A 21,845-nucleotide genomic window follows, 5' to 3' on the forward strand; every position below is an offset into this window, starting at 1 on the left:
GAGCGGTCCGGCTCAGCTCTTGAAGCCGGCGGCGGCGAAGCGGATCAATTCGCGGCCGGCGCGTTCACGATGCGCCGCCTCGGTGACACCGGCGGGTCGCTTGATCAGGCCGAAGTCGGCCATGGCGTAGGTCAGCGACCCGGCCAGGAAGTCCAAGCGCCAGTACAGCTCTTCCTTGCTCAGGCCCGGCACCGCGGCCGCGATAGCCTTGGCGAACTCGCGCAGCACGTGGCCGTAGTGGTCGGACAGGAACTTGCGCAGGCTGTCGTTCTTTTCGGCGTAGGCGCGGGCGACCACGCGCACGAAGGCGGCGCCGCCGTGGCGGTCCTGGGCCAGGGCCAGGGCCGGCTCCACGAACGCGGCCAGGATCGGCTCGAGTTCGCCCGGATGCTGCTGGACCGCGTCTTGCAGGGCGCTCAGGCGCTGCCGGCTCATGTCGTCCATGCGCCGCCGGAACACCTCGTTGACCAGGTTTTCCTTGCTGCCGAAGTGGTAGTTGACCGCGGCGATGTTGACGTCGGCGCGGCTGGTGACCTGGCGCAGCGAGGTGCCGGTGAAGCCGAACTGGGCGAACAGCTCTTCGGCGGCGCCGAGGATGCGGTCCTTGGTGGAGAAATGGGCGGTGGCGGCCATGGGGCTCCGGGGTGGCTGAATCAAACGCTTGTTTGATCCTAGTCCGGGCCCGGCCGGATCGTCAACGGATTTTCAGCACAACCGTGCAAATCGCCTGAGCGATCCGGTAGAATTACCGTAGCCATATTGGCTAAACCCGCGTCCTGTCGCGGGTTTTCTGTTATTCTCGGGCCCTCGCAAGGAAGCAGTAGCGGCCCGCCTACCCGGAGAATTTCCATGGCGCTGGAGCGCACCCTGTCCATCATCAAGCCCGACGCCGTCGCCAAGAACGTGGTCGGCGAGATCTACACGCGTTTCGAGAAGGCGGGCCTGAAGGTCGTCGCCGCCAAGATGAAGCACCTCTCGAAGCAGGAAGCCGAAGGTTTCTACGCCGTGCACCGCGAGCGTCCGTTCTTCGCCGCCCTGGTCGAGTTCATGATCAGCGGCCCGGTGATGATCCAGGCGCTGCAGGGCGAGAACGCCGTGCTCAAGCACCGCGACCTGATGGGCGCGACCAATCCGAAGGACGCCGCGCCGGGCACCATCCGCGCCGACTTCGCCGACAGCATCGACGCCAATGCCGTGCACGGTTCGGACAGCCTGGAGAATGCCGCGATCGAGATCGCGTACTTCTTCCCGGCCACCGACGTGTACGCGCGCTAAGCCCACGTCGTGAACGACCTCCGCGCCAACCCGAACGATCTTGCGCACGCCGGCGACACGCCGGCGTCGGCAACGCCCGCCGGCGCGGACGTCGTTAGTGTCGTCAACGCCGACGTCGGCGCCGCCGACGTCGCGGTCGTCGCGACGCAGCCGGTCAACACCGGCTTCGTCGCGTTCGATCCCAGCAAGACCAATCTGTTCGATCTCGACCGCGTCTCGCTGGAGGATTTCTTCGAGCAGACCCTGGGCGAGAAGCGCTTCCGCGCGCACCAGGTGATGAAGTGGATCCACCACCGCTACGTCACCGACTTCAACGACATGACCGACCTGGGCAAGGCGCTGCGCGCCAAGCTCGAGCAGCATGCGCAGGTGCGCGTGCCGCAGGTCGTGTTCGACAAGGCCTCCAGCGACGGCACCCACAAGTGGCTGCTGGGCATGGACCCGAAGAACGCGATCGAGACGGTGTTCATCCCCGACAAGGGCCGCGGCACCCTGTGCGTGTCCTCGCAGGTCGGCTGCGCGCTGAACTGCCAGTTCTGCTCGACCGCCACCCAGGGCTTCAACCGCAACCTGTCGACCGCCGAGATCATCGGCCAGGTCTGGGTCGCGGCGCGCCACCTCGGCAATGTCCCGCATCAGCAGCGCAAGCTCACCAACGTGGTGATGATGGGCATGGGCGAGCCGCTGGCCAATTTCGACAATGTCGTGCGCGCCATGAGCATCATGCGCGACGACCTGGGCTACGGCCTGGCCAACAAGCGCGTCACCCTGTCGACCGCCGGCATGGTGCCGATGATCGACAAGCTCGGCGAGGTCAGCGACGTCTCGCTGGCGGTGTCGCTGCACGCGGCCAACGACGAGCTGCGCAGCGAACTGGTCCCGCTCAACAAGAAGTACCCGATCGCGCAGCTGATGGAAGCCTGCGTGCGTTACGCGCTGCGCAAGCGCGGCACCTCGGTGACCTTCGAGTACACCCTGATGAAGGGCGTCAACGACCAGCCCCAGCATGCGCGCCAGCTGCTGCGCCTGCTGCGCCAGTTCGACAACGCGGTGCAGATGAAGGACGCGGCCAAGGTCAACCTGATCCCGTTCAATCCGTTCCCGGGCACGCGCTACGAGCGCCCGGACGACGCCGCGATCCGCAGCTTCCAGAAGCTGCTCAACGACGCCGGCATGATCGCGCCGGTGCGCCGCACCCGCGGCGACGACATCGACGCGGCCTGCGGCCAGCTCAAGGGCCAGGTCATGGACCGGACTCGGCGCCAGGCCGAATTCCGCAAGAAACTCGAATCTCAGGGGCTGGGCGATGCGGCTTGAAGGACGCGCGATGTGGGCGAAGTGGCCGCTGTTGGCGGTGCTGCTGGCGCTCGCCTCGACCTCGCTGTCCGGCTGCAAGCGCCTGACCTTCGTCCGCCCCAATTTCGACAAGACCAAGTACGAACACACCGGGCCGGACTACGCGGTGCGCGACGACAAGCGCACCAAGGACGCCTCGGCGGCGCGCACCCGGGTCCAGCTGGCCCAGGCCGCGCTGCGCAACGGCGACCTCGACGGCGCCGAGCGCGACGCGCGCACCGCGCTCAAGGCCGACCCGCGCTCGGCCGACGCCCTGACCATCCTGGGCGCGACCGCCGAACGCCGCGGCAACATGGCCGAGGCCGGCCAGCACTACAAGAAGGCCGTCGACCTCGCCCCCGAACGCGGCGCCTTCCTCAACAACTACGGCGCCTGGCTGTGCGCCAGCGGCCGTGCCGTCGAATCGCTGAGCTGGTTCGACCGCGCCCTGGCCGACAGCGCCTATGCCACCCCGACCGCGGCCCTGGCCAATGCCGGCAGCTGCGCCGCCACCGCCGGCCAGAACGAACGCGCCGAGCGCGACCTGCGCACCGCGCTGGCCCTGGACGCCAACAACGCACTGGCCCTGGGCGGGCTGGCGCGGCTGGAATTGCAGAAGGGCAACGCCTTCGAAGCCCGGGCTTTTTCTGAACGCAGGCTGGCTGCCGCTCCCGCAGATCCGGATGCGCTGGTGCTTGCGTCACAAATCGAACAAAAACTCGGCGACACGGCTGCCGCCGCAAGATACGTTCAGCGTCTACGGGCGGAGTTCCCTGACGCGCAGGGCTCCGGGACAGGGGATGACGGTAAGCGATGATGCTTTCGAACGAAGTCGCGCCTGACGGCGGGGGTAGCTGTGGCGCGCGCCTGAAACTTGCCCGCGAGCGGGCCGGCCTGTCGCATGCGGACGTGTCCGCGCGCCTCAAGATGCCGACCCGCGTGGTGCAGGCGCTGGAACAGGACGACCTGGAGCGCATCGGCGCGCCGGTGTTCGTGCGCGGCCAGCTGCGCAGCTATGCGCGCCTGCTCGGGGTCGATCTGGAACCCGAACTCGACCGCGTCGCCGTCGCCCAACTGGCGCCGTCGCAGCTGGTCAGCCATACCCACACGCCGCGCTACCGCCGCGTGTTCGAACAAGCCACCCGGCGCGCGATCTACATCGTGCTGACCGCCGCGATCGCGGTGCCGGTCTGGCTGGCCACGCGTCCGCACCTGGACAGCAGCCTGGCCGTGCAGTCGCTGGACGTGCCGGCCACGCCGCTGGCCGACGGCGCCGCGCCCGCCGCCGAACCCGCCGCCGCGGCCCAGCGCACCCCGCTGATCGCCTCGATGGCGCCGCTGCCGGCCGCACCGGCCGCGCAGCAGACCGCCTTGTCGCTGAACTTCACCGGCGACAGCTGGGTGCAGATCTACGCGACCGACGGCCGCACCCTGGAGCAGGGCCTGCTCGGCGCCGGCGAACGCCGCAACTACGCCGCCGGCGAAGTCGCGCGCGTGGTGCTGGGCAACTCGTCCGCGGTGCAAGTGCAGCAGGCGGGCCAAGCCGTCGATCTGGCGCCGTTCAGCCGCGCGAACGTCGCGCGCTTTACGCTATCCTCTGACGGTTCCCTCGCGCCGGTCTCCGACTGACCCGCGACGCGGGTCTGCGCATGCCCCTGTAATCGGCATGTCCCTCACTGGCCCGCACCGCGGGCCGGTCATATTCCTTTGGGCTCCAGCCGGTCGGCGGGGCGAGATGAACGATGGCGATCGACGATCTGGCTGACGAACACGAACAAAGCGAACGCGTACTGGAGTGGTTGCGCCGCAACGGCGCCGGACTGATCGGCGGCGTCGCCCTGGGTCTGGCCGCGATCGGCGGCTGGAAGTGGTGGGAGAACCATCAGGTCCAGCAGCAGGCGCAGATCGCCAATCAGTACCAGGCCGCGCTCGACGCGATCGAGGCCAAGGACAAGGGTGCCGAAGCCAAGGTCAAGGCGCTGGGCCAGAACACCTATCACACGCTCGCCGCGCTGCGCCTGGCGCAGTCGCAGGTGGCCGCCAACCAGCGCGACGCCGCGATCGCGACCCTGCGCTCGATCCGCAGCGAGGATCCGGCCATCGCCGATATCGTCAACCTGCGCCTGGCGCGTCTGCTGATCGACGCCAAGCAGGCCGACGCCGCGCTCAAGCTGCTCGCCAACGCCACCACCCCGACCGCGATCGCGGCCCGCGGCGACGCGCAACTGGCCCTGGGCCAGCGCGCCAAGGCGCAGGAAGCGTATACCCAGGCGATGACCAAGCTCGATGTGGCCTCGCCGCAGCGCCGCTTGCTCGAACTCAAGCTCACCGAAGCCGGCGGTTCCCCGGTCAAGCCCGAGGCCAAGTCTTGATGAAGGTTGCAGCCATGCCCCCCAGCCGCACCGCGGTTCGAGCTTCTACGATGCGCGTCACCGCCGTGGTGATGTGCGCCTTCGCCTTGGCCGGTTGCTCCACCGTCAAGGGCTGGTTCGGCGACGGCAAGAAGGACGACGGCAAGCCCAACGAGCCGGTCGAACTGACCGACATCGTCCCGACCGCCAATGTCGCCAAGCTGTGGTCGGCGCAGGCCGGCAAGGGCGAAGGCCGCATGGGCGTGCGCCAGGGCCCGACGATCGCCGACGGCCGCGTCTACGCCGCCGCGATCGAAGGCGGCGTGCACGCCTTCGACCTGCAGACCGGCAAGTCGGTCTGGGATTACCAGCCGATGCGTCAGGGCGAGGACGCCAAGAAGAAGGACAAGGACATCCGCCTGTCCGGCGGCCCCGGTGTGGGCGAAGGCCTGGTCGTGGTCGGCAGCCTGGAAGGCGACGTGATCGCGCTCGACGCCGTCAGCGGCGCCGAGAAGTGGCGCGCCAAGGTCGGCAACGAAGTCATCGCCGCGCCCGCCATCGGCATGGGCCTGGTGTTCGTGCGCTCCAACGACGGCCGCCTGAGCGCCTTCGACGCCGCCAGCGGCGAACGCCGCTGGTTCTGGACCCGCGACGTGCCGATGCTGTCGCTGCGCGGCAACGACGCGCCGGTGCTGGGCCCGGGCTTCGTCTTCGTCGGCAACGACGACGGCACCGTGGTCGCGCTGTCGGCCACCGACGGCCGCCCGATGTGGGAGCAGGCGATCTCGCAGCCGGAAGGCCGCACCGAGCTCGACCGCATGGCCGACATCGACGGCACGCCGGTGCTGGAAGGCAGCACGCTGTATGCGAGCAGCTTCAAGAAGCAGACCCTGGCCCTCGACGGCCCCAGCGGCCGTCCGATGTGGAACAGCGAGCACGGCGGCTCCGGCCGGATCGGCGTCAGCGCCGACCGCCTGGTCGTTACCGATCCCACCGGCACCGTGTTCGGCCTGGACAAGGCCGGCGGCAGCGCGATGTGGCAGCAGGCCGGCCTGGCCCGCCGCAACGTCACCGGCGCCGCGATCCAGGGCGACTACGCCGTGGTCGGCGACTTCGACGGCTACGTGCATTGGCTCAAGCTCGACAACGGCGAATTCGCCGCGCGCCAGCGCGTCGGCGGCAAGGCCCTGCGCGCCGCGCCGGTGGTCTCCGACGGCGTGCTGGTGGTGCAGAACGTCGAAGGCGAGCTGACCGCGTTCAAGCTGCAGTAAAGCCGGGACTCGGGATTCGGGAGTAGGGATTCGCAAGAGCGGGTCCCGAAGCGGCGCAGCCTGCGCCGTTCGGCCCACCCAATTAATGGCATGGCCCGGTCGGCGAGAGCCGCACCGGGCCGTTCGTTTGTGGCCCTGGCCGCAGCCGTGAAAAACGCCGGAGCGCCCGCTCTGGCACTATGTACCACCGCCTTACCCCGGAATTCCTGCTGCGCGCGCCCGGCGCCGTGGTCGCGCTGTTCCGAATCCCAAATCCCGAATCACTAATCCCGGCTCTGAATCATGCTTCCGTTAGTTGCCCTCGTTGGCCGCCCCAACGTCGGAAAATCGACCTTGTTCAACGCGCTCACGCGCAGCCGCGACGCCCTGGTCCACGACCAGCCCGGCGTCACGCGCGACCGTCACTACGGCGTCTGCCGCCCGGAGGGCCTGCGCCCGTTCGCGGTGGTCGACACCGGCGGCATCGCCGGCGAGGACGAAGGCCTGGCCGGCGCGACCGCGCGCCAGGCCCGCGCCGCCGCCGAGGAAGCCGACCTGGTGCTGTTCATCGTCGATGGCCGCGAAGGCGCCTCGGCCCTGGACGACGACATCCTCAAGTGGCTGCGCAAGGCCGCGCGCCCGACCTTGCTGGTGGTCAACAAGACCGACGGCATCGACGTCCAGGCCGCGCTCAACGACTTCGCCCGCTACGGCTTCAGCGACCGCGTCGCGGTGTCCTCGGCGCATCGCCAGGGCATCGACCGCCTGCTCGAGGAAGTGCTGGCCAAGCTGCCGGAAGAGGGCACCCAGGCCGAGCTCGACAGCGACCCCTCGCGCATTCGCGTGGCCTTCATCGGCCGTCCCAACGTCGGCAAGTCGACCCTGGTCAATCGCCTGCTCGGCGAGGAACGCATGATCGCCTCCGAAGTGCCGGGCACCACCCGCGATTCGGTCGCCATCGACATGGAGCGCGACGGCCGCCTGTACCGCCTGATCGACACCGCCGGGCTGCGCCGCAAGTCGCGGGTCGACGAGGCGGTGGAGAAGTTCTCCATCATCAAGACCTTGCAGGCGATCGAGCAGTGCCAGGTCGCGGTGGTGATGCTGGACGCGGGCGAGGGCGTGACCGATCAGGACGCCAGCGTGCTGGGCTACGCGCTCGACGCCGGCCGTGCGCTGGTGGTGGCGGTCAACAAGTGGGACGGCCAGACCGATTACCAGCGCCAGCAGACCGAAAACCTGCTGGTGCGCAAGCTCGCGTTCGTGGATTGGGCCGAGGCGGTGCGCATCAGCGCCAAGCACGGCTCCGGCCTGCGCGAGCTGTTCAAGGCCATCCACCGCGCGCACGACTCGGCGACCCGCGAGTTCGCCACCGCCGAGGTCACCAAGGCCCTGGAAATCGCCTACGAGACCAACCCGCCGCCGGTGGTGCGCGGTCACGTCGCCAAGCTGCGCTACGCCCATCCGGCCGCCAGCAATCCGCCCACCTTCGTCGTCCACGGCACCCGCCTGCGCACCCTGGCCGACAGCTACAAGCGCTACCTGGAGAACTTCTTCCGCAAGCGCTTCAAGCTGGTCGGCACGCCGGTGCGCTTCATCTTCAAGGAAGGCACCAACCCTTACGAGGGCAAGAAGAACGTGCTGACCGAGAAGCAGGTGGCGAAGAAGCGGCGCCTGATCCGGCATGTGAAGCGCGGGAAGTGATTGGGGCGCGCGTCGCGCGCCCAGGACGGCATCTGCCCATGGTCTGATCGAGATCGTTGCAGGCGGTCTTCTTCAAGTCGCGGACAGACAACCTGGAACGGCATCGCACAACGCCCGCCCTCCGACCGCGCTGCAGGCCTTGGCGCATGGCGCTAAAGTCACTGGATTCCCGCCTTCGCGGGAATGACGGCAAAAGAAGCGAATGTCGCCGGTTTCGTATCGCCACGTCGCCTCGGGAGCCGATCAACAGCCCATGCCAGTCGAGTCCCGCGCCACCGCGATTCCCCCCGCCGACCTCAGCCTGGGCCTGCTCGCCGGCGGCCGCGCCAGCCGGCTCGGCGGCCTCGACAAGGCCTGGCTGCTGCGCGACGGACAGGCCCAGGTGCTGCGACTGGCCCAGCGTTACGCATCGCGGACCGCCGCCGTATTGGTCAGCGCCAATCGCGATCTGGACCGCTACGCCGCCCACGGCCTGCGCGCCGTTGCCGATCTGCGCCAAGGCATCGGCCCCCTGGGGGGCCTGGAAGCGCTGGCCGCCGCCTGCGCCACGCCCTGGCTGCTGACTCTGCCGGTCGATGCGTTGGCGCCGCCCGAGGATCTGCCGGAACGCCTGGCCGCGGCCGGCGCCCACGGCGCCTGCGCGATCGACGACGACGGCCTGCAGCCGTTGTTCGCGCTGTGGCGGGTCTCGGCGCTGCGTCCGGGGCTGGCCGATGCGCTCGCCCACGGCTGCCTCGCGGTGCAGGGCCTGCAGGCCGACTTGGGCATGGCGCGCGTGCGCTGCGATGGCCTACGCTTCGGCAACCTCAACACTCCCGACGATCTGGTCGCGGCTGGTATCGCCGCCGCCGATGCCGACCGACGCCATGCATGATTTCCCCACCGGCCTGAGCTACGACGAAGCCATGGCGATCGTCGCCGAAGTCGCGGCCGCGCATCGCCTGGCCACCGAAACCCTGGCCCTGCCGCGCTGCCACGGCCGCGTGCTGGCCCAGGACGTGGACGCGCCGCTGGCGCTGCCGCCGTTCGACAACAGCGCCATGGACGGCTACGCCTTCCGCCATGCCGATCTGGCCGGGCAGGGCGCCGGCCTGCGCCTGGCCGGCGAGCAGTTCGCCGGCGCCGCCTTGGCGCCTGCGCTGGAACCGGGGCACTGCCTGCGCATCACCACCGGCGCGCCGTTGCCGGCCGGCGCGGACACGGTCGCGATCAAGGAGAACGTGCGCCTGGATGGCGAGTTCGTGCTGATCCCCGTCGACACCGCGGCCGGCGCCAACGTGCGCTACGCCGGCGAAGACGTGCGCCTGGGCGATCGCGTGCTGCACGCGGGCCAGATGCTGACGCCGGCGCGGGTGTCGCTGGCCGCCTCGCTGGGGCTGCCCGCGCTGACGGTGGCGCGGCGGCCGACGGTGGCGGTGTTCACCACCGGCGACGAACTGGTCGAACCCGGACTGCCGTTGGGCCCGGGCCAGATCCACGACAGCAACCGCGACCTGCTGATGGGCCTGCTGCGCGCCGACGGCCTGGAGCCCACCGCCTGGCCGCGCCTGCCCGACGATCCGCGCCAGGTCGAGATCGCGCTGCGCGACGCCGCCTGCGCCTTCGACCTGGTCCTGACCTGCGGCGCGGTCTCGGCCGGCGAAAAGGACCATGTGCCGGCGGTGCTGGCGCGGTTCGGCCGCACCCACTTCTGGAAGGTGCGCATGAAGCCGGGCATGCCGCTGCTGTTCGGCAGCCTGGACCAGGCCCGCTTCCTCGGCCTGCCGGGCAATCCGGTCTCGGTGATGGCGACCTACCTGACCTTCGGCCGCGCCCTGATCGACGGCCTGCAGGGCCGCGGCGAACCGCGCCCGCGCTGGCGCGCGCGCCTCACCGACGCGATCGACAAGACCCATCCGCGCCGCGAATTCATCCGTGCGCGCCTGTCCGCGGGCGAGGACGGCAGCCTGTACGCCGACCCCAATCCGGCCACCGGCTCGCACCGCCTGCGCGCGGCCGCCGATTCCAACGCCCTGATCGTGATCGGCGAAGGGCCGCAGATGCTGGCCGCGGGCGCGGCGGTCGAGGTGCTGGCGTACTGATGCGCGCAACGCAGCGTCGCCGCCGGCGCCGCACAGCGCGGCTGCGAAGGCGGATAATCGCGGCATGAGCATCGAACGCATCACTCCGGCCGAAGCGCTGCGCCGGCAACGCGCGGGCGCGCTGTTGATCGACGTGCGCGAAGCCCACGAACGCGCCGCCGGCCGCGCCGAGCACGCGCTGGGCGTGGCCCGCACCGAGCTGGAAACCGAGCCCGGCGCCAGCATCGCCGGCCGCGACAGCGAGGTCCTGCTGATCTGCCAGTCGGGCGCGCGCTCGCTGCTAGCCGCGCAAGCATTGCTCGACGCCGGCTATGCGCGCGTGGCCTCGGTCGACGGCGGCACCGCGCGGTGGATCTCAGAGGGCCTGCCGCTGGCGGCGCCCGATGCCGACGCCGATTTCTACGACCGCTACTCGCGCCACCTGCGCCTGCCGGAAGTCGGTGAGGCGGGGCAGCGCCGCCTGCAGGCCGCGCGCGTGGCCGTGGTCGGCGCCGGCGGCCTGGGCTCGCCGGCCGCCTACTACCTGGCCGCGGCGGGTATCGGCACCCTGGTGCTGGCCGACGACGACCGCGTCGATCGCAGCAATCTGCAGCGCCAGATCCTGCACACCGAAGCGCGCATCGGCACGCCCAAGGTGGAGTCGGCGCGGATCGCGCTGAGCGCTTTGAATCCGCATATCCAGGTGCTGGCCTTCCCCGAGCGCATCGATTCGGGCAACGTCGAACGCCTGATCGCCGACGCCGACGTGGTCGTCGACGGCGCCGACAACTTCCCGGTGCGCTACCTGCTCAACGATGCCTGCGTGAAACTGGGCAAGCCGCTGGTCTACGGCGCGGTGCACCGCTTCGAAGGCCAGGCCAGCGTGTTCGACGCCGGCCGCCGGCGCGGCCAGGCGCCGTGCTACCGCTGCCTGTTCCCGGAACCGCCGCCGCCGGAAGCCGCGCCCAACTGCGCCGAAGCCGGCGTGCTGGGCGTGCTGCCGGGCGTGATCGGCCTGCTGCAGGCGACCGAGGCGATCAAGCTGATCCTGGGCCTGGGCGAGCCGCTGAGCGGGCGCCTGCTGCACTTCGATGCCTTGGCGATGCGTTTCCGCGAGACCCGATTGCGCCCCGACCCGGGCTGCGCGGTGTGCGCGCCCGGCCTGGCCTTCCCCGGCTACATCGATTACGCCGCCTTTTGCGCCGCGCACTGAGCCGCGCGCAAGGATGTGAAAACGGCCGACACACGGACTGTGCGACGTTCCGGTGATCGGGGACGGCCGATGCGGACGGACGAGTGGAGGCGGGCATGCGGGGAGCGGGAGCGACGATACTGCTGGCGCTGGCGTGGTTGAGCGCACCGGCGCATGCCGGCGAAGTCTGCGCACCGGCACCGGGTCCGGACAGTTATGCCGCCCGCATCGCCGCGATCGCCTGCCAGGAAAACGGGCTGTGGTTCGGCGCCTTCATCGACGTCAACGGCCGCCTGGCCAGCACCACCGTGGCCGAAGCCGAAACCTCGCGCCTGCGCGACGGCAGCACCCCGGCCTGGCGCCGCGTCGCCGACTACTGGAAGGGCAGCGGCTTGCTCTGGCAGATGAGCAGCTTCGCCGGCGCCGCCGAATGCAGCAGCGTGCCCGGCGCCGAGCCCGGCCAGACGCGCGTCGCCGACGCGTCCTGTCGCGCCTTCCTGATCGACAACCCGTGGTCGGCGGTGTTCGTGTCCTACGTGATGAACCGCGCCGGCGTGCCCAACTTCCGCGCCTCGGCCAGCCACATCGATTACGTGCGCGACGCCTATCTGCACCCGGACAGCAGCCCGTTCCAGTTCGCCGATCCCGACACCGCCACGCCCGCGCCCGGCGACCTGCTGTGCTTCGTGCGCGCCTCCGGCACGGTGTTCGGCCATGAAGGGCTGAAGGCCTTCCTGGATCGCGAGCAGGGCGCGCTCAACATGCATTGCGACATCGCCGCCACGGTCGACGGCGGCAAGCTCTATACGATCGGCGGCAACGTGCTGCAGGGCGTTACCCTGCGCGAACTCAACCTCAACAGCGGCGGTCGGCTGTGGGGCTTGCCGCGGCGCGGCGTCGGCCCGCCCGACTGCCGGCCCGGCCACGAGCAGGGCTGCAACTTCAACCGCCAGGATTGGGTGGCGCTGCTCAAGCTCAAGACCATGGCCCCGACCACGCCGCCGCCGACCCTGACCCCGGCGCGCAACTGCTGCGAGGTCTGTCCGCTGCCGATCCCCGCGGGCATGCAACGCTGTCCCGCGAATCCGCAGCCGCAGTCGCCGGCACCGCCGCCGGCAGGTTAGGACCCGCCGGCACCGGCCGCGAAGAAATCGCGCAATGCCTGTTCGAACGCCGGCTGCGCGCCGATGCTGCTGTGGTCGGCACGGGGCAAGGCGATCACCCGCGGCGGCGAAGCCAGCGCGGCGATCAGGCGATCGGTGTTCGCGGCCGGAATCACCCGGTCCAGACCGGCGCGCAGCACCAGGGTCGGGCCGCGATAGCCGGCCAGCCAGCGCGCCGAGTCGTAGCGGTCGCGCACGATCCAGTCCGCCGGCAGCAAGGGGTAGTGCGATTGCGCGACCGCGGCCAGGCTGTCGAACGGCGTGATCAGCACCAGCCGCTCGACCTTGCGCTGCGAGGCGACGTGGCTGGCGATGCCGCTGCCCAAGCTGCAGCCGATCACGTCGATGGCCTGGCCCGGATGCGCGGCGCGCACGCGGTCGTAGAACGCCAGCGCGTCGCCGAACAGCGCCGCCTCGCTGGGCACGCCGTCGCTGGCGCCGAAGCCGCGGTAGGCGAGCAGGTAGACGCTGCGATCCGGGAACAGACGCTCGAGCTGATCGCGGCGCTCCTCGATGCGTTCGGCGTTGCCGCCGAAGTAGAGCAGGGGATGCGGCGCTTCCGGCCGGATCGCCCAGCCGCGCAGTTGCACGCCCTCGCGTTCGATCGCGAAATCGGTGCTGGCCGGATCGACCCGGGTGTACTGGCCGTAATAGATCAGGTCGCGTTGCTTGGCGTACATCAGGCCGCAGATGCCGGCGTAGACCACGGCCGGCAGCCCCACCATCGCCATCAAGGCATGCTTGGAGAGTTTGAGCGCCATTGCGTTTCCCCTGGGTTGGTACGGCGTCGTTGGGATCCGGCTTTGACTATGACCAACGTCGAACGCGTCCGGCAACGGGCAGGCGATCGCGACCAGTCCGGTCGGGGCCGCGCGACGGCCGCGTCTAGGCGGCCGCGAGCACCGCGTCGATCTGTTCGGGCGTGGTCGCGTAGCTGGTCACCAGGCGCACGAAGCGCTGTCCGGCGGCGATCGCGAAGCCCTCGGGCAGGCCGCGGCTGGCCCAGTCCGCACAGACGATGCCGGCCTCGCGCCAGCGCGCGGCCAGCGCCGCCGGCACCACCGCGAACACCTCGTTGGCCTGGGTCGGCCAAGGCTGGCGCACGCCGGGCAGGGCGGCCAGGCCGGTCGCGAGCCGCGCCGCCATCGCATTGGCGTGGCGGGCGTTGTCGCGCCAGTGCCCGTCCTCGAGGTAGGCGGCCATCTGCGCGCCCAGCAGGCGGCTCTTGGACAGCGTGTGGCCGGCGCGCTTGCGCTGGAACGGCAGCGACGCCGCCAGCGCCGGGTCGAACATCAGCACCGCCTCGCAGGCCAGGGCGCCGTTCTTGGTCGCGCCGAAACTCAGCGCGTCGAAACCGGCCTGCCAGCTCATTGCCGCGGCGCTGCAGCCCAGGGCCACGATCGCATTGCCGAACCGCGAGCCGTCGAGGTGGCAGCGCAGGCCGTGGCGGCGCGCGAGCGCGGTCAGCGCCTGCAGTTCCTCCAGCGTGTACAGCGTGCCGGCCTCGCTGACCTGCGACAGCGACAGCACCGCCGGCTGCACGCTGCGGGCGATGCCGGGGCTGAGCCGGGCAAGCGCCTCGCTCAGTCCTGCCGGGGTGATCTTGCCGGCCACGCCGGGGATGCCGATCAGCTTGGCGCCGCCGCTGTAGAACTCCGGCGCGCCGCATTCGTCCTCGAGGATGTGGCTCTCGGCGTGGCACAGCACCGCGCCCCAGGGCGGGCACAGCGCGGCCAGGGCCAGCGCGTTGGCGGCGGTGCCGGTGGCGGTCAGGCAGACCTGCAGCGGCCGCTCGAACAGCGCCGCCAGCGCGGCCTCGGCCTGGGCACAGTAGCGGTCGGCGCCGTAGGAGGGCTCGGCGTCGGCATTGGCGCGCACGATCGCCTCCAGCACCCGGGCGCTGGCGCCGACCACGTTGTCGCTGGCCAGGTTGATGATCGGGCGCGGGCCCGCCGGGCCGCCGCTCATCGCGGGTGGGCGCGCTGCGCGGCCTCGAACGCGGCCAGTTGCTCGGGCGTGGCCTCGGCCTGGTGCCGGGCCTTCCACTGCGCGAACGGCTGGCCGTAGACGGCCTCTCGCGCCTCGTCGCGGCTCATCGTGATGCCGCGCGACTCGGCGGCCTCGCGGTACCAGTCGGCCAGGCAGTTGCGGCAGAAGCCGGCCAGGATCATCAGGTCGATGTTCTGCACGTCGGGGCGGTCCTGCATCAGGTGCTGGCGCAGGCGCCGGAACGCGGCGGCCTCGATGGCGATGGTGTCGTGGTCGATTTCGTTCATGGCGACTCGGTCGGTGCGGCGTGAATGGGGGATAATGCGCGGCCCAGAACCCGACGCCAATCCCGCCTCATGACGTCCGCTCCGACCCCGGCCCGCATCCTCGACGGCAAGCGCATCGCCGAGGACCTGCTCGACAATCTCAAGGCCCGGGTCGACGCGCGCGTGGCGGCCGGCCTGTCGCGGCCCGGCCTGGCGGTGGTCCTGGTCGGCAACGACCCGGCCTCCAGCGTGTACGTGCGCAACAAGCGCCGGGCGGCGCAGAAGGTCGGCATCCGCGCGATCGACTACGACCTGCCGGCCAACACCAGCGACGCCGAACTGCTGGCCCTGGTCGACCGCCTCAACGCCGACCCCGAGGTCCACGGCATCCTGGTCCAGCTGCCGCTGCCGGACCGTCGCGACGGTACCGCGCTGATCCACCGCATCGACCCGCGCAAGGACGTCGACGGCTTCCATCCCGAGAACGTCGGCCACCTCGCGCTGCGCCAGTTCGGCCTGCGGCCCTGCACCCCGCGCGGCATCACCACGCTGCTGGCCTACACCGACCGTGCGGTGCGCGGGCAGAGCGCGACCATCGTCGGCGTCAGCAACCACGTCGGCCGGCCGATGGCGCTGGAGCTGCTGATCGCCGGCTGCACCGTCACCAGCTGCCACAAGTTCACCCCGCCCGAGGTGCTGGAAGCCTCGGTGCGCGGCGCCGACATCCTGGTGGTGGCGGTGGGCCGCCCGCAGCTGATCCCGGGCGAGTGGGTCAAGCCCGGCGCGGTGGTCATCGACGTGGGCATCAACCGCCTCGACGACGGCCGCCTGGTCGGCGACGTCGGTTTCGCGGCCGCCGCGCAACGCGCCAGCTGGATCACCCCGGTGCCCGGCGGGGTCGGCCCGATGACGGTCGCGACCCTGATGCAGAACACCCTGGAAGCGGCCGAGGCGGCGGGCGGCTGAGCTTCGCGGCTTTGGGGTAGGAGCGGCGTCAGCCGCGACCCGCGCAGGTTGCCGTAGCTTCGTGATCGCGGCTGACGCCGCTCCTACCCCAGGGCAGGGCAGCGAACCCGCATCTGGTGGCCCGGACCGAGGCCGCGCCCAGCCCTAGTGGCGCATCCGCCCACGGAACGCCGAATTCCACCCGTCGCCCCAGCGCCACGGCTCCGGTTCGGGTTACAATGACTCGCTTCATCCTCCCGGGCCCGCCCATGCTGCGCATCCAGGCTGAAGCGCTTACTTACGACGATGTGTCTCTCGTCCCCGCGCATTCGAATGTCCTGCCTAAGGACGTAAACCTCTCCACGCGCCTGACCCGCGACCTGTCGATTCGCCTGCCGATCCTGTCGGCGGCCATGGACACCGTCAGCGAGGCCCGCCTCGCGATCGCGCTGGCCCAGCTCGGCGGCATCAGCATCCTGCACAAGAACATGAGCCTGGAAGCCCAGGCCGCGCAGGTCGCCAAGGTCAAGAAGTTCGAGGCCGGGGTGATCCGCGAACCGTTCACGGTGGGGCCGGCGACCACGATCGGCGAGGTGCTCAAGCTCACCCGCGCGCGCAACATCTCCGGCGTGCCGGTGGTCGACGGCGGCCAGCTGGTCGGCATCGTCACCAGCCGCGACATGCGTTTCGAGACCAAGCTCGACGATCCGGTCCGTCACATCATGACCAAGCGCGATCGCCTGGTCACCGTGCGCGAAGGCGCCAGCGACGAGGAAGTGCTGCAGCTGCTGCACAAGCACCGCATCGAAAAGATCCTGGTGGTCAACGACGGCTTCGAGCTGCGCGGCCTGATCACCGTCAAGGACATCCAGAAGAAATCCGACAACCCCAACGCCGCCAAGGACAGCGCCGAGCGCCTGCTGGTCGGCGCCGCGGTCGGCGTCGGCGGCGACACCGAAGCGCGCGTGGAAGCCCTGGCCACCGCCGGCGTCGACGTGATCGTGGTCGACACCGCGCACGGCCATTCGCAGGGCGTGCTGGAGCGGGTGCGCTGGGTCAAGAAGAATTTCCCGCAGTTGCAGGTGATCGGCGGCAACATCGTCACCGGCGATGCCGCGCTGGCGCTGATGGACCACGGCGCGGACGCGGTCAAGGTCGGCGTCGGTCCCGGTTCGATCTGCACCACGCGCGTGGTCGCCGGCGTCGGCGTCCCGCAGGTCACCGCGGTGGCGATGGTGGCCGAGGCGCTGCAGGACCGCATCCCGCTGATCGCCGACGGCGGCATCCGCTATTCCGGCGACATCGGCAAGGCGCTGGTCGCCGGCGCGTCCACGGTCATGGTCGGCGGCCTGTTCGCCGGCACCGAGGAAGCGCCGGGCGAAATCGAGCTGTTCCAGGGCCGCAGCTACAAGAGCTACCGCGGCATGGGCAGCCTGGGCGCGATGGAGCAGGGCTCCAAGGACCGCTACTTCCAGGACGCCTCCGACGCCGACAAGCTCGTGCCCGAAGGCATCGAAGGCCGGGTGCCGTACCGCGGCTCGCTGGGCGGCGTGGTCCACCAGCTCGCCGGCGGCCTGCGCGCCACCATGGGCTACGTGGGCTGCGCGACGATCGAGGAGATGCGCAAGAAGCCCAGCTTCGTGCGCATCACCAACGCCGGCGCCCGCGAAAGCCACGTGCACGACGTCCAGATCACCAAGGAACCGCCGAACTATCGCGCCGGCTAGTGCCGGCGCGCGGGATTGGGGATTGGGGATTCGGGATTCGGTAAGGCCGGTCCGTCCCCATCCCAGCGTTCCGCTTTGACGAATCCCGAATCCCCATTCCCGAATCCCGGCTCTCATGACCGACATCCACAGCGACAAGATCCTGATCCTCGACTTCGGCGCGCAGTACACGCAGCTGATCGCCCGCCGCATCCGCGAGATCGGCGTGTACTGCGAAATCTGGGCCTGGGACCACGACCCGGCCGAGATCGTCGCGTTCGGCGCCAAGGGCATCATCCTTTCCGGCGGCCCCGAATCGACCACCGAAGCCGGCGCCCCGATCGCGCCGCAGCAGGTGTTCGACGCCGGCCTGCCGCTGCTGGGCATCTGCTACGGCATGCAGACCATGGCCAAGCAGCTCGGCGGCGACACCGAAGCGGCCGACCAGCGCGAGTTCGGCCACGCCGAAGTGCAACTGGTCGCGCACGACCGCCTGTTCGACGGCCTCAAGGACCACCCCGGCTCGCCGCCGCGCCTGGACGTGTGGATGAGCCATGGCGACCACGTCTCCAAGGCCCCGGAAGGCTTCGTCGTCACCGCCAAGACCGACCGCATCCCGGTCGCCGCCTTCGCCGACGACGCGCGCCGCTGGTACGGCGTGCAGTTCCACCCCGAAGTGACCCACACCAAGCAGGGCCAGACCCTGCTGCGCCGCTTCGTGGTCGACATCTGCGGCTGCCAGACCCTGTGGACCGCGGCCCACATCATCGAAGACCAGATCGAGCGCGTGCGCGCCCAGGTCGGCGGCGACGAGGTCATCCTCGGCCTGTCCGGCGGCGTCGACTCCTCGGTGGTGGCGGCGCTGCTGCACAAGGCCATCGGCGACCAGCTGACCTGCGTGTTCGTCGACACCGGCCTGCTGCGCTACAACGAGGGCGACCAGGTGATGGCGATGTTCGCCGAGCACATGGGCGTCAAAGTCGTGCGCGTGAACGCCGCCGACCGCTACTTCGACAAGCTCGCCGGCGTCAGCGACCCGGAAGCCAAGCGCAAGATCATCGGCAATCTGTTCGTCGAGATCTTCGACGAGGAATCGCACAAGCTGGCCAACGCCAAGTGGCTGGCGCAGGGCACGATCTACCCCGACGTGATCGAGTCGGCCGGCAGCAAGACCGGCAAGGCCCACGTGATCAAGAGCCACCACAACGTCGGCGGCCTGCCCGAGAACATGAAGCTGGGCCTGGTCGAACCGCTGCGCGAGCTGTTCAAGGACGAAGTGCGGCGCCTGGGCGTGGAGCTCGGCCTGCCGCGCGAGATGGTCTACCGCCATCCGTTCCCGGGCCCCGGCCTGGGCGTGCGCATCCTGGGCGAGGTCAAGCGCGAGTACGCCGACCTGCTGGCCAAGGCCGACCACATCTACATCGACGAACTGCGCAAGGCCGGTCTGTACGACAAGACCAGCCAGGCCTTCGCGGTGTTCCTGCCGGTGAAGTCGGTGGGCGTGGTCGGCGACGCGCGCGCCTACGAATGGGTGATCGCGCTGCGCGCGGTGGAGACCATCGACTTCATGACCGCCCATTGGGCGCATCTGCCCTACGACTTCTTGGGCACGGTTTCTAACCGTATTATCAATGAGTTGCGTGGTGTTTCTCGCGTCGTTTATGACATAAGCGGCAAGCCGCCGGCGACGATCGAGTGGGAGTAGTCGACCTGCTTGCGAGCCACAGGCTCGCAGGTCGACTACTGACCGGCCATGGATGGCCGGGCCGGACCAGCCGCAGCTGAAGTGTTGCGCCATGGACGGCAGCCGCATTGCTGCCGGCTCTAACGCCTCCCAATCTAGCTCCACTAGCCGGCTAGGCGGTCGCCAGTTCGCTGCGTTTCGCCGGCCCGAACACCAGCAGGCTGAGAGCGGCGAGCACGCAGACGCCGACGCCTCCGAACAGCAGCACCCAGCCGAAGCCGTGCACCAGCGCGGCATGGCCGGCCGCGTCGATCGCCGCGGGCGACAGTTCGCTCACGGTGCCCGCCGGCAACGCGGCCGGATGGCCGGCCGCGATCCGCTGCGCCATCGCCTGCAGCTGCGCGGCGTCCACGGCGCCGGACAGGGCCTGGCGGAGATGCGAGGCGATGCCTGCCAGCAGGATGAGGCCCATCAGCGCGATGTTGATCGCCAGGGTGATCAAACGCGCGCTCATGTCGATGCCGGAGGCCATGCCGGCGCGGTCGCTGGACACCGCGCCGGTGGCGGTGTTGGTCACCGGGGTATTGGTCAGCCCCAGGCCGATGCCGGCGATCACAGCGCCCGGCAGCATGCTCAGCCAGCTGGGCTGTTCGACCGCGCTGCCGTAACGCATCGCCACGAAGCCCAGGCCGATCGCGAACAGCCCGCTCGGGATGACCACGCCCGGGCGATAGCGCAAGGCCAGGCGCTCGGCCAGCGGCGGCACCACCAGGGTCGGCAAGGTGTAGGCGAGCAAGGCCAGGCCGGTGGCCACCGCGTCGTAGCCCAAGGCGCCCTGGAAGTAGATCGGCAGGTAGATCATGAACGGCCAGAAGCTGAAGTTCATGCCGACCGAGCCGATCAGCGCGCCGGAAAACTCGCGCGACTTGAACACCGTCAGGTCGAACATCGGATGCGGCGTGACTCGCTCGACCACCCAGAACGCGACGAAGACCGCGAGCGTCGCCGCGACGATGCTCAGGCCGACGGGGCCGGCGTAACCCAGCTCCGGTCCCTGGGTGATGTAGTAAGTCAGGCCCAGCACGGACAGGGACAAGGTGAGGATGCCGAGGACGTCGAGCCGCTGCGCCTGCGTATCGCGCGACTCCACGATGCCGGCCAGCGCCAGCAGCATCGTCAGCAGGCTCAGGGGCGCGTGCACCAGGAACACCCATTGCCAGTTCGACAGCGCCACGATCGCGCCGCCGATCAGCGGGCCGAAGCCCAGGCCGACGCCGAACACGATGCCCCAGATCGCGAAGGCCTTGCTGCGTTCCGGGCCCGGCCGGAACTGATGCGAGAGCACGGCGGTCTGGCAGATCAGCATCGTGCCCGCGCTCATGCCTTGCAGGAAACGCGCGACGATCAAGACCTGCACGTTGTGCGCCAGGCCGCAGATCAACGAGGTCAGGCCGAACAGCAGCAGGCTGATCAGCAGCACGCGCCGGCGCCCGTAGCGATCGGCGAGGGTGCCGGCGGCCATCAGCACCGTGGTGCAGGCGATGGTGTAGGCATTCATGATCCACTGCATGTCGTTGAAGTCGCCGTGCAGCAGCGTTTCCAGGGTCGGCAGGATCACAGGAACGCTGGAAATCTCCAGGCCGAACATCAGGGCGGACAGGGACACGGCAGCCAGCGCGATCGCGTTCTTGCCGGTAGCGGGTGAGCTCATGCGCAGGTTCTCGATAGTGACGCGGGCACGCGGCCGCGCCGCGGTCACCGCGGCCAGGCGTGCGGGGCAGGGAAGAAACGTTCGTTGCGACGGCGGGTCGCTACCGCGTCCGGCGCAGCGCGCCGGGCGGAGATGCCGCTGGCCCGAAGGCCTTCGGGCCGTCGACGCAGGCTATTTTCGGGCCGGCACTTTCATGATGGAAATGATTTAATTTTGTAGCATTGATTAATTCACATCATGGATAGCCGGCCGTGGACTTCGACCCGACCCTGTTGCGCGCCTTCGTCGCCGTCAAACACAGCGGCGGATTCACCCGGGCGGCGCAGCGCCTGCACCTGACTCAATCCGCGGTCAGCCATCAGATACGCCGCCTCGAGGAACAGGTCGGCCGGCCCCTGCTGCATCGCACGACGCGCAGCCTGACCCTGACCGAGGACGGCGAAGACTTCCTGCGCTACGCCGAGCAGATCCTGGAATCGCTGGATGCCTTGAGCCGGCGCTTTCTGCCGTCGCCGGTGTCGGGCATCGTGCGATTCGGCGTGCCGGAAAATTTCATGGGCGAGCGACTGCCGACCTTGCTGTGCCAGTTCGCGCGCGGCTATCCAGCGGTGCGGCTGGATGTCAGCGTGGGCATGAATTTCGATCTGCACAGCATGATCGACGCCGACGAGCTGGATCTGGCGGTGGTGATCAGCGTGCCCCGGCACGAGCGCGGCACCGTGCTGCGGCGCACGCGTCTGGTCTGGATCGCCGCGGACGGCTTCGACCCCGCACCCGGTGCGTCCCTGCCGCTGGCCTTCTATCCGCCGCCCTGCGTGTATCGGCGCGAAAGCCTAGCCGCGCTCGGCCGCACCGACATCGAATGGCATGTGATCTTCACCTCGCCCAGCCACCAGGGCCTGCGTGCCGCCGTGCTCGCCGGGCTGGCGGTGACCGTGCTGACGGTGGACGACCTGGAGCCGGGCATGAAGATCGTCGACGGCCTGTACGGTCTGCCGTCGTTGCCGAAGGCGGATTTCGCCCTGATCTGCGGTGCCGGCGGTAAAACCCCGGCCGCGCTGGAGTTCGGGCGCCTGATCCTGGATATGCCGGAGCCGTCGATCGCCGCGAAACGCGCGGGCGCGAAAGCGTGAAGCCCGCGCTCGCCGCAGCCGCGACCGTGCGCGCTCCGCGCGGCTCGGGGATAATCGCGGTTTGCGCGTACGGAACCGACG

Annotated in this window: 20 protein-coding genes; 15 read left to right on the top strand and 5 right to left on the bottom strand. The window is 69.9% G+C overall.

Features of this window, described 5'->3' with window-relative positions; genetic code table 11:
• Positions 1 to 12 precede the first annotated feature (12 nt).
• On the bottom strand, positions 13 to 633 hold the full coding sequence (locus V1318_RS01465) for a TetR family transcriptional regulator (RefSeq protein ID WP_332937099.1): 621 nt from the start codon (positions 631 to 633) through the stop codon (positions 13 to 15).
• A 216-nt stretch (positions 634 to 849) separates the two neighbouring features.
• On the opposite strand from V1318_RS01465, the gene ndk reads away from it, so the two are divergent.
• The 11 genes from ndk to V1318_RS01520 all read left to right on the top strand — a co-directional run bounded on the left by ndk (position 850) and on the right by V1318_RS01520 (position 12,291).
• Positions 850 to 1,275 (top strand): nucleoside-diphosphate kinase, encoded by a 426-nt coding sequence (gene ndk / locus V1318_RS01470; protein ID WP_332937101.1) that lies wholly within the window; start codon positions 850 to 852, stop codon positions 1,273 to 1,275.
• Between the two features lie 195 nt (positions 1,276 to 1,470).
• Positions 1,471 to 2,592 carry a 23S rRNA (adenine(2503)-C(2))-methyltransferase RlmN gene (gene rlmN, locus V1318_RS01475; RefSeq protein ID WP_332938298.1) on the top strand — a complete coding sequence of 374 codons (1,122 nt, stop codon included), beginning with the start codon at positions 1,471 to 1,473 and terminating at the stop codon, positions 2,590 to 2,592.
• Between the two features lie 10 nt (positions 2,593 to 2,602).
• Positions 2,603 to 3,427: a type IV pilus biogenesis/stability protein PilW gene (pilW, locus tag V1318_RS01480; protein WP_332937103.1), complete on the top strand. Its 825-nt coding sequence runs from the start codon at positions 2,603 to 2,605 to the stop codon at positions 3,425 to 3,427.
• Entirely contained in the window at positions 3,427 to 4,239 is an 813-nt protein-coding gene (locus V1318_RS01485) for a RodZ domain-containing protein (protein ID WP_332938300.1), read from the top strand. The genes pilW and V1318_RS01485 overlap by 1 nt, the downstream gene beginning before the upstream one ends.
• A gap of 113 nt (positions 4,240 to 4,352) precedes the next feature.
• A complete protein-coding gene (locus V1318_RS01490; protein WP_332937104.1) occupies positions 4,353 to 4,982 on the top strand; it encodes a tetratricopeptide repeat protein in 630 nt (209 codons plus the stop codon).
• A 50-nt stretch (positions 4,983 to 5,032) separates the two neighbouring features.
• Positions 5,033 to 6,232 (top strand): outer membrane protein assembly factor BamB, encoded by a 1,200-nt coding sequence (gene bamB / locus V1318_RS01495; protein ID WP_332937106.1) that lies wholly within the window; start codon positions 5,033 to 5,035, stop codon positions 6,230 to 6,232.
• Between the two features lie 282 nt (positions 6,233 to 6,514).
• Positions 6,515 to 7,915 carry a ribosome biogenesis GTPase Der gene (der, locus tag V1318_RS01500; RefSeq protein WP_332937108.1) on the top strand — a complete coding sequence of 467 codons (1,401 nt, stop codon included), beginning with the start codon at positions 6,515 to 6,517 and terminating at the stop codon, positions 7,913 to 7,915.
• A gap of 253 nt (positions 7,916 to 8,168) precedes the next feature.
• The gene (locus V1318_RS01505; RefSeq protein ID WP_332937110.1) at positions 8,169 to 8,789 is read left to right on the top strand and encodes an NTP transferase domain-containing protein; all 621 of its coding nucleotides are present in this window, start codon (positions 8,169 to 8,171) and stop codon (positions 8,787 to 8,789) included.
• A complete protein-coding gene (glp, locus tag V1318_RS01510) occupies positions 8,782 to 9,996 on the top strand; it encodes a gephyrin-like molybdotransferase Glp (protein WP_332937112.1) in 1,215 nt (404 codons plus the stop codon). Before V1318_RS01505 ends, glp begins: the two co-directional genes overlap by 8 nt.
• Positions 9,997 to 10,060: 64 nt before the next feature.
• Positions 10,061 to 11,188 (top strand): molybdopterin-synthase adenylyltransferase MoeB, encoded by a 1,128-nt coding sequence (moeB, locus tag V1318_RS01515; protein WP_332937114.1) that lies wholly within the window; start codon positions 10,061 to 10,063, stop codon positions 11,186 to 11,188.
• Between the two features lie 95 nt (positions 11,189 to 11,283).
• Complete coding sequence (locus V1318_RS01520; protein WP_332937116.1) at positions 11,284 to 12,291, top strand: DUF2272 domain-containing protein; 1,008 nt, start codon at positions 11,284 to 11,286, stop codon at positions 12,289 to 12,291.
• On the opposite strand, the gene V1318_RS01525 is transcribed toward V1318_RS01520, so the two are convergent.
• The 3 genes from V1318_RS01525 to V1318_RS01535 form a co-directional block, all read right to left on the bottom strand.
• Positions 12,288 to 13,091, bottom strand: a complete 804-nt coding sequence (locus tag V1318_RS01525; RefSeq protein WP_332937118.1) for an alpha/beta fold hydrolase — start codon at positions 13,089 to 13,091, stop codon at positions 12,288 to 12,290. The genes V1318_RS01520 and V1318_RS01525 overlap by 4 nt on opposite strands.
• A 124-nt stretch (positions 13,092 to 13,215) precedes the next feature.
• Positions 13,216 to 14,298: a beta-eliminating lyase-related protein gene (locus tag V1318_RS01530; RefSeq protein ID WP_332937120.1), complete on the bottom strand. Its 1,083-nt coding sequence runs from the start codon at positions 14,296 to 14,298 to the stop codon at positions 13,216 to 13,218.
• Positions 14,295 to 14,606 carry a DUF1244 domain-containing protein gene (locus V1318_RS01535; RefSeq protein WP_332937122.1) on the bottom strand — a complete coding sequence of 104 codons (312 nt, stop codon included), beginning with the start codon at positions 14,604 to 14,606 and terminating at the stop codon, positions 14,295 to 14,297. Before V1318_RS01535 ends, V1318_RS01530 begins: the two co-directional genes overlap by 4 nt.
• Positions 14,607 to 14,675: 69 nt before the next feature.
• Here V1318_RS01535 and folD point away from each other — a divergent pair, with 69 nt between their 5' ends.
• The 3 genes from folD (at position 14,676) to guaA (ending at position 18,941) form a co-directional block, all read left to right on the top strand.
• Positions 14,676 to 15,551 carry a bifunctional methylenetetrahydrofolate dehydrogenase/methenyltetrahydrofolate cyclohydrolase FolD gene (folD, locus tag V1318_RS01540; RefSeq protein WP_332937124.1) on the top strand — a complete coding sequence of 292 codons (876 nt, stop codon included), beginning with the start codon at positions 14,676 to 14,678 and terminating at the stop codon, positions 15,549 to 15,551.
• Positions 15,552 to 15,799: 248 nt separating this feature from the next.
• Positions 15,800 to 17,257, top strand: coding sequence for an IMP dehydrogenase (gene guaB, locus V1318_RS01545; RefSeq protein WP_332937126.1), 1,458 nt, complete (start codon positions 15,800 to 15,802; stop codon positions 17,255 to 17,257).
• Positions 17,258 to 17,372: 115 nt separating this feature from the next.
• Positions 17,373 to 18,941, top strand: coding sequence for a glutamine-hydrolyzing GMP synthase (gene guaA / locus V1318_RS01550; protein ID WP_332937128.1), 1,569 nt, complete (start codon positions 17,373 to 17,375; stop codon positions 18,939 to 18,941).
• A gap of 151 nt (positions 18,942 to 19,092) precedes the next feature.
• On the opposite strand, the gene V1318_RS01555 is transcribed toward guaA, so the two are convergent.
• The gene (locus tag V1318_RS01555; protein ID WP_332937130.1) at positions 19,093 to 20,631 is read right to left on the bottom strand and encodes an MFS transporter; all 1,539 of its coding nucleotides are present in this window, start codon (positions 20,629 to 20,631) and stop codon (positions 19,093 to 19,095) included.
• A 251-nt stretch (positions 20,632 to 20,882) separates the two neighbouring features.
• Between V1318_RS01555 and V1318_RS01560 the strand changes: the two genes are divergently transcribed.
• On the top strand, positions 20,883 to 21,764 hold the full coding sequence (locus tag V1318_RS01560; protein ID WP_332937132.1) for a LysR family transcriptional regulator: 882 nt from the start codon (positions 20,883 to 20,885) through the stop codon (positions 21,762 to 21,764).
• Positions 21,765 to 21,845 lie beyond the last annotated feature (81 nt).

It is taken from the genome of Lysobacter sp. CCNWLW3 (assembly GCF_036697405.1).
GTDB lineage: Bacteria > Pseudomonadota > Gammaproteobacteria > Xanthomonadales > Xanthomonadaceae > Lysobacter.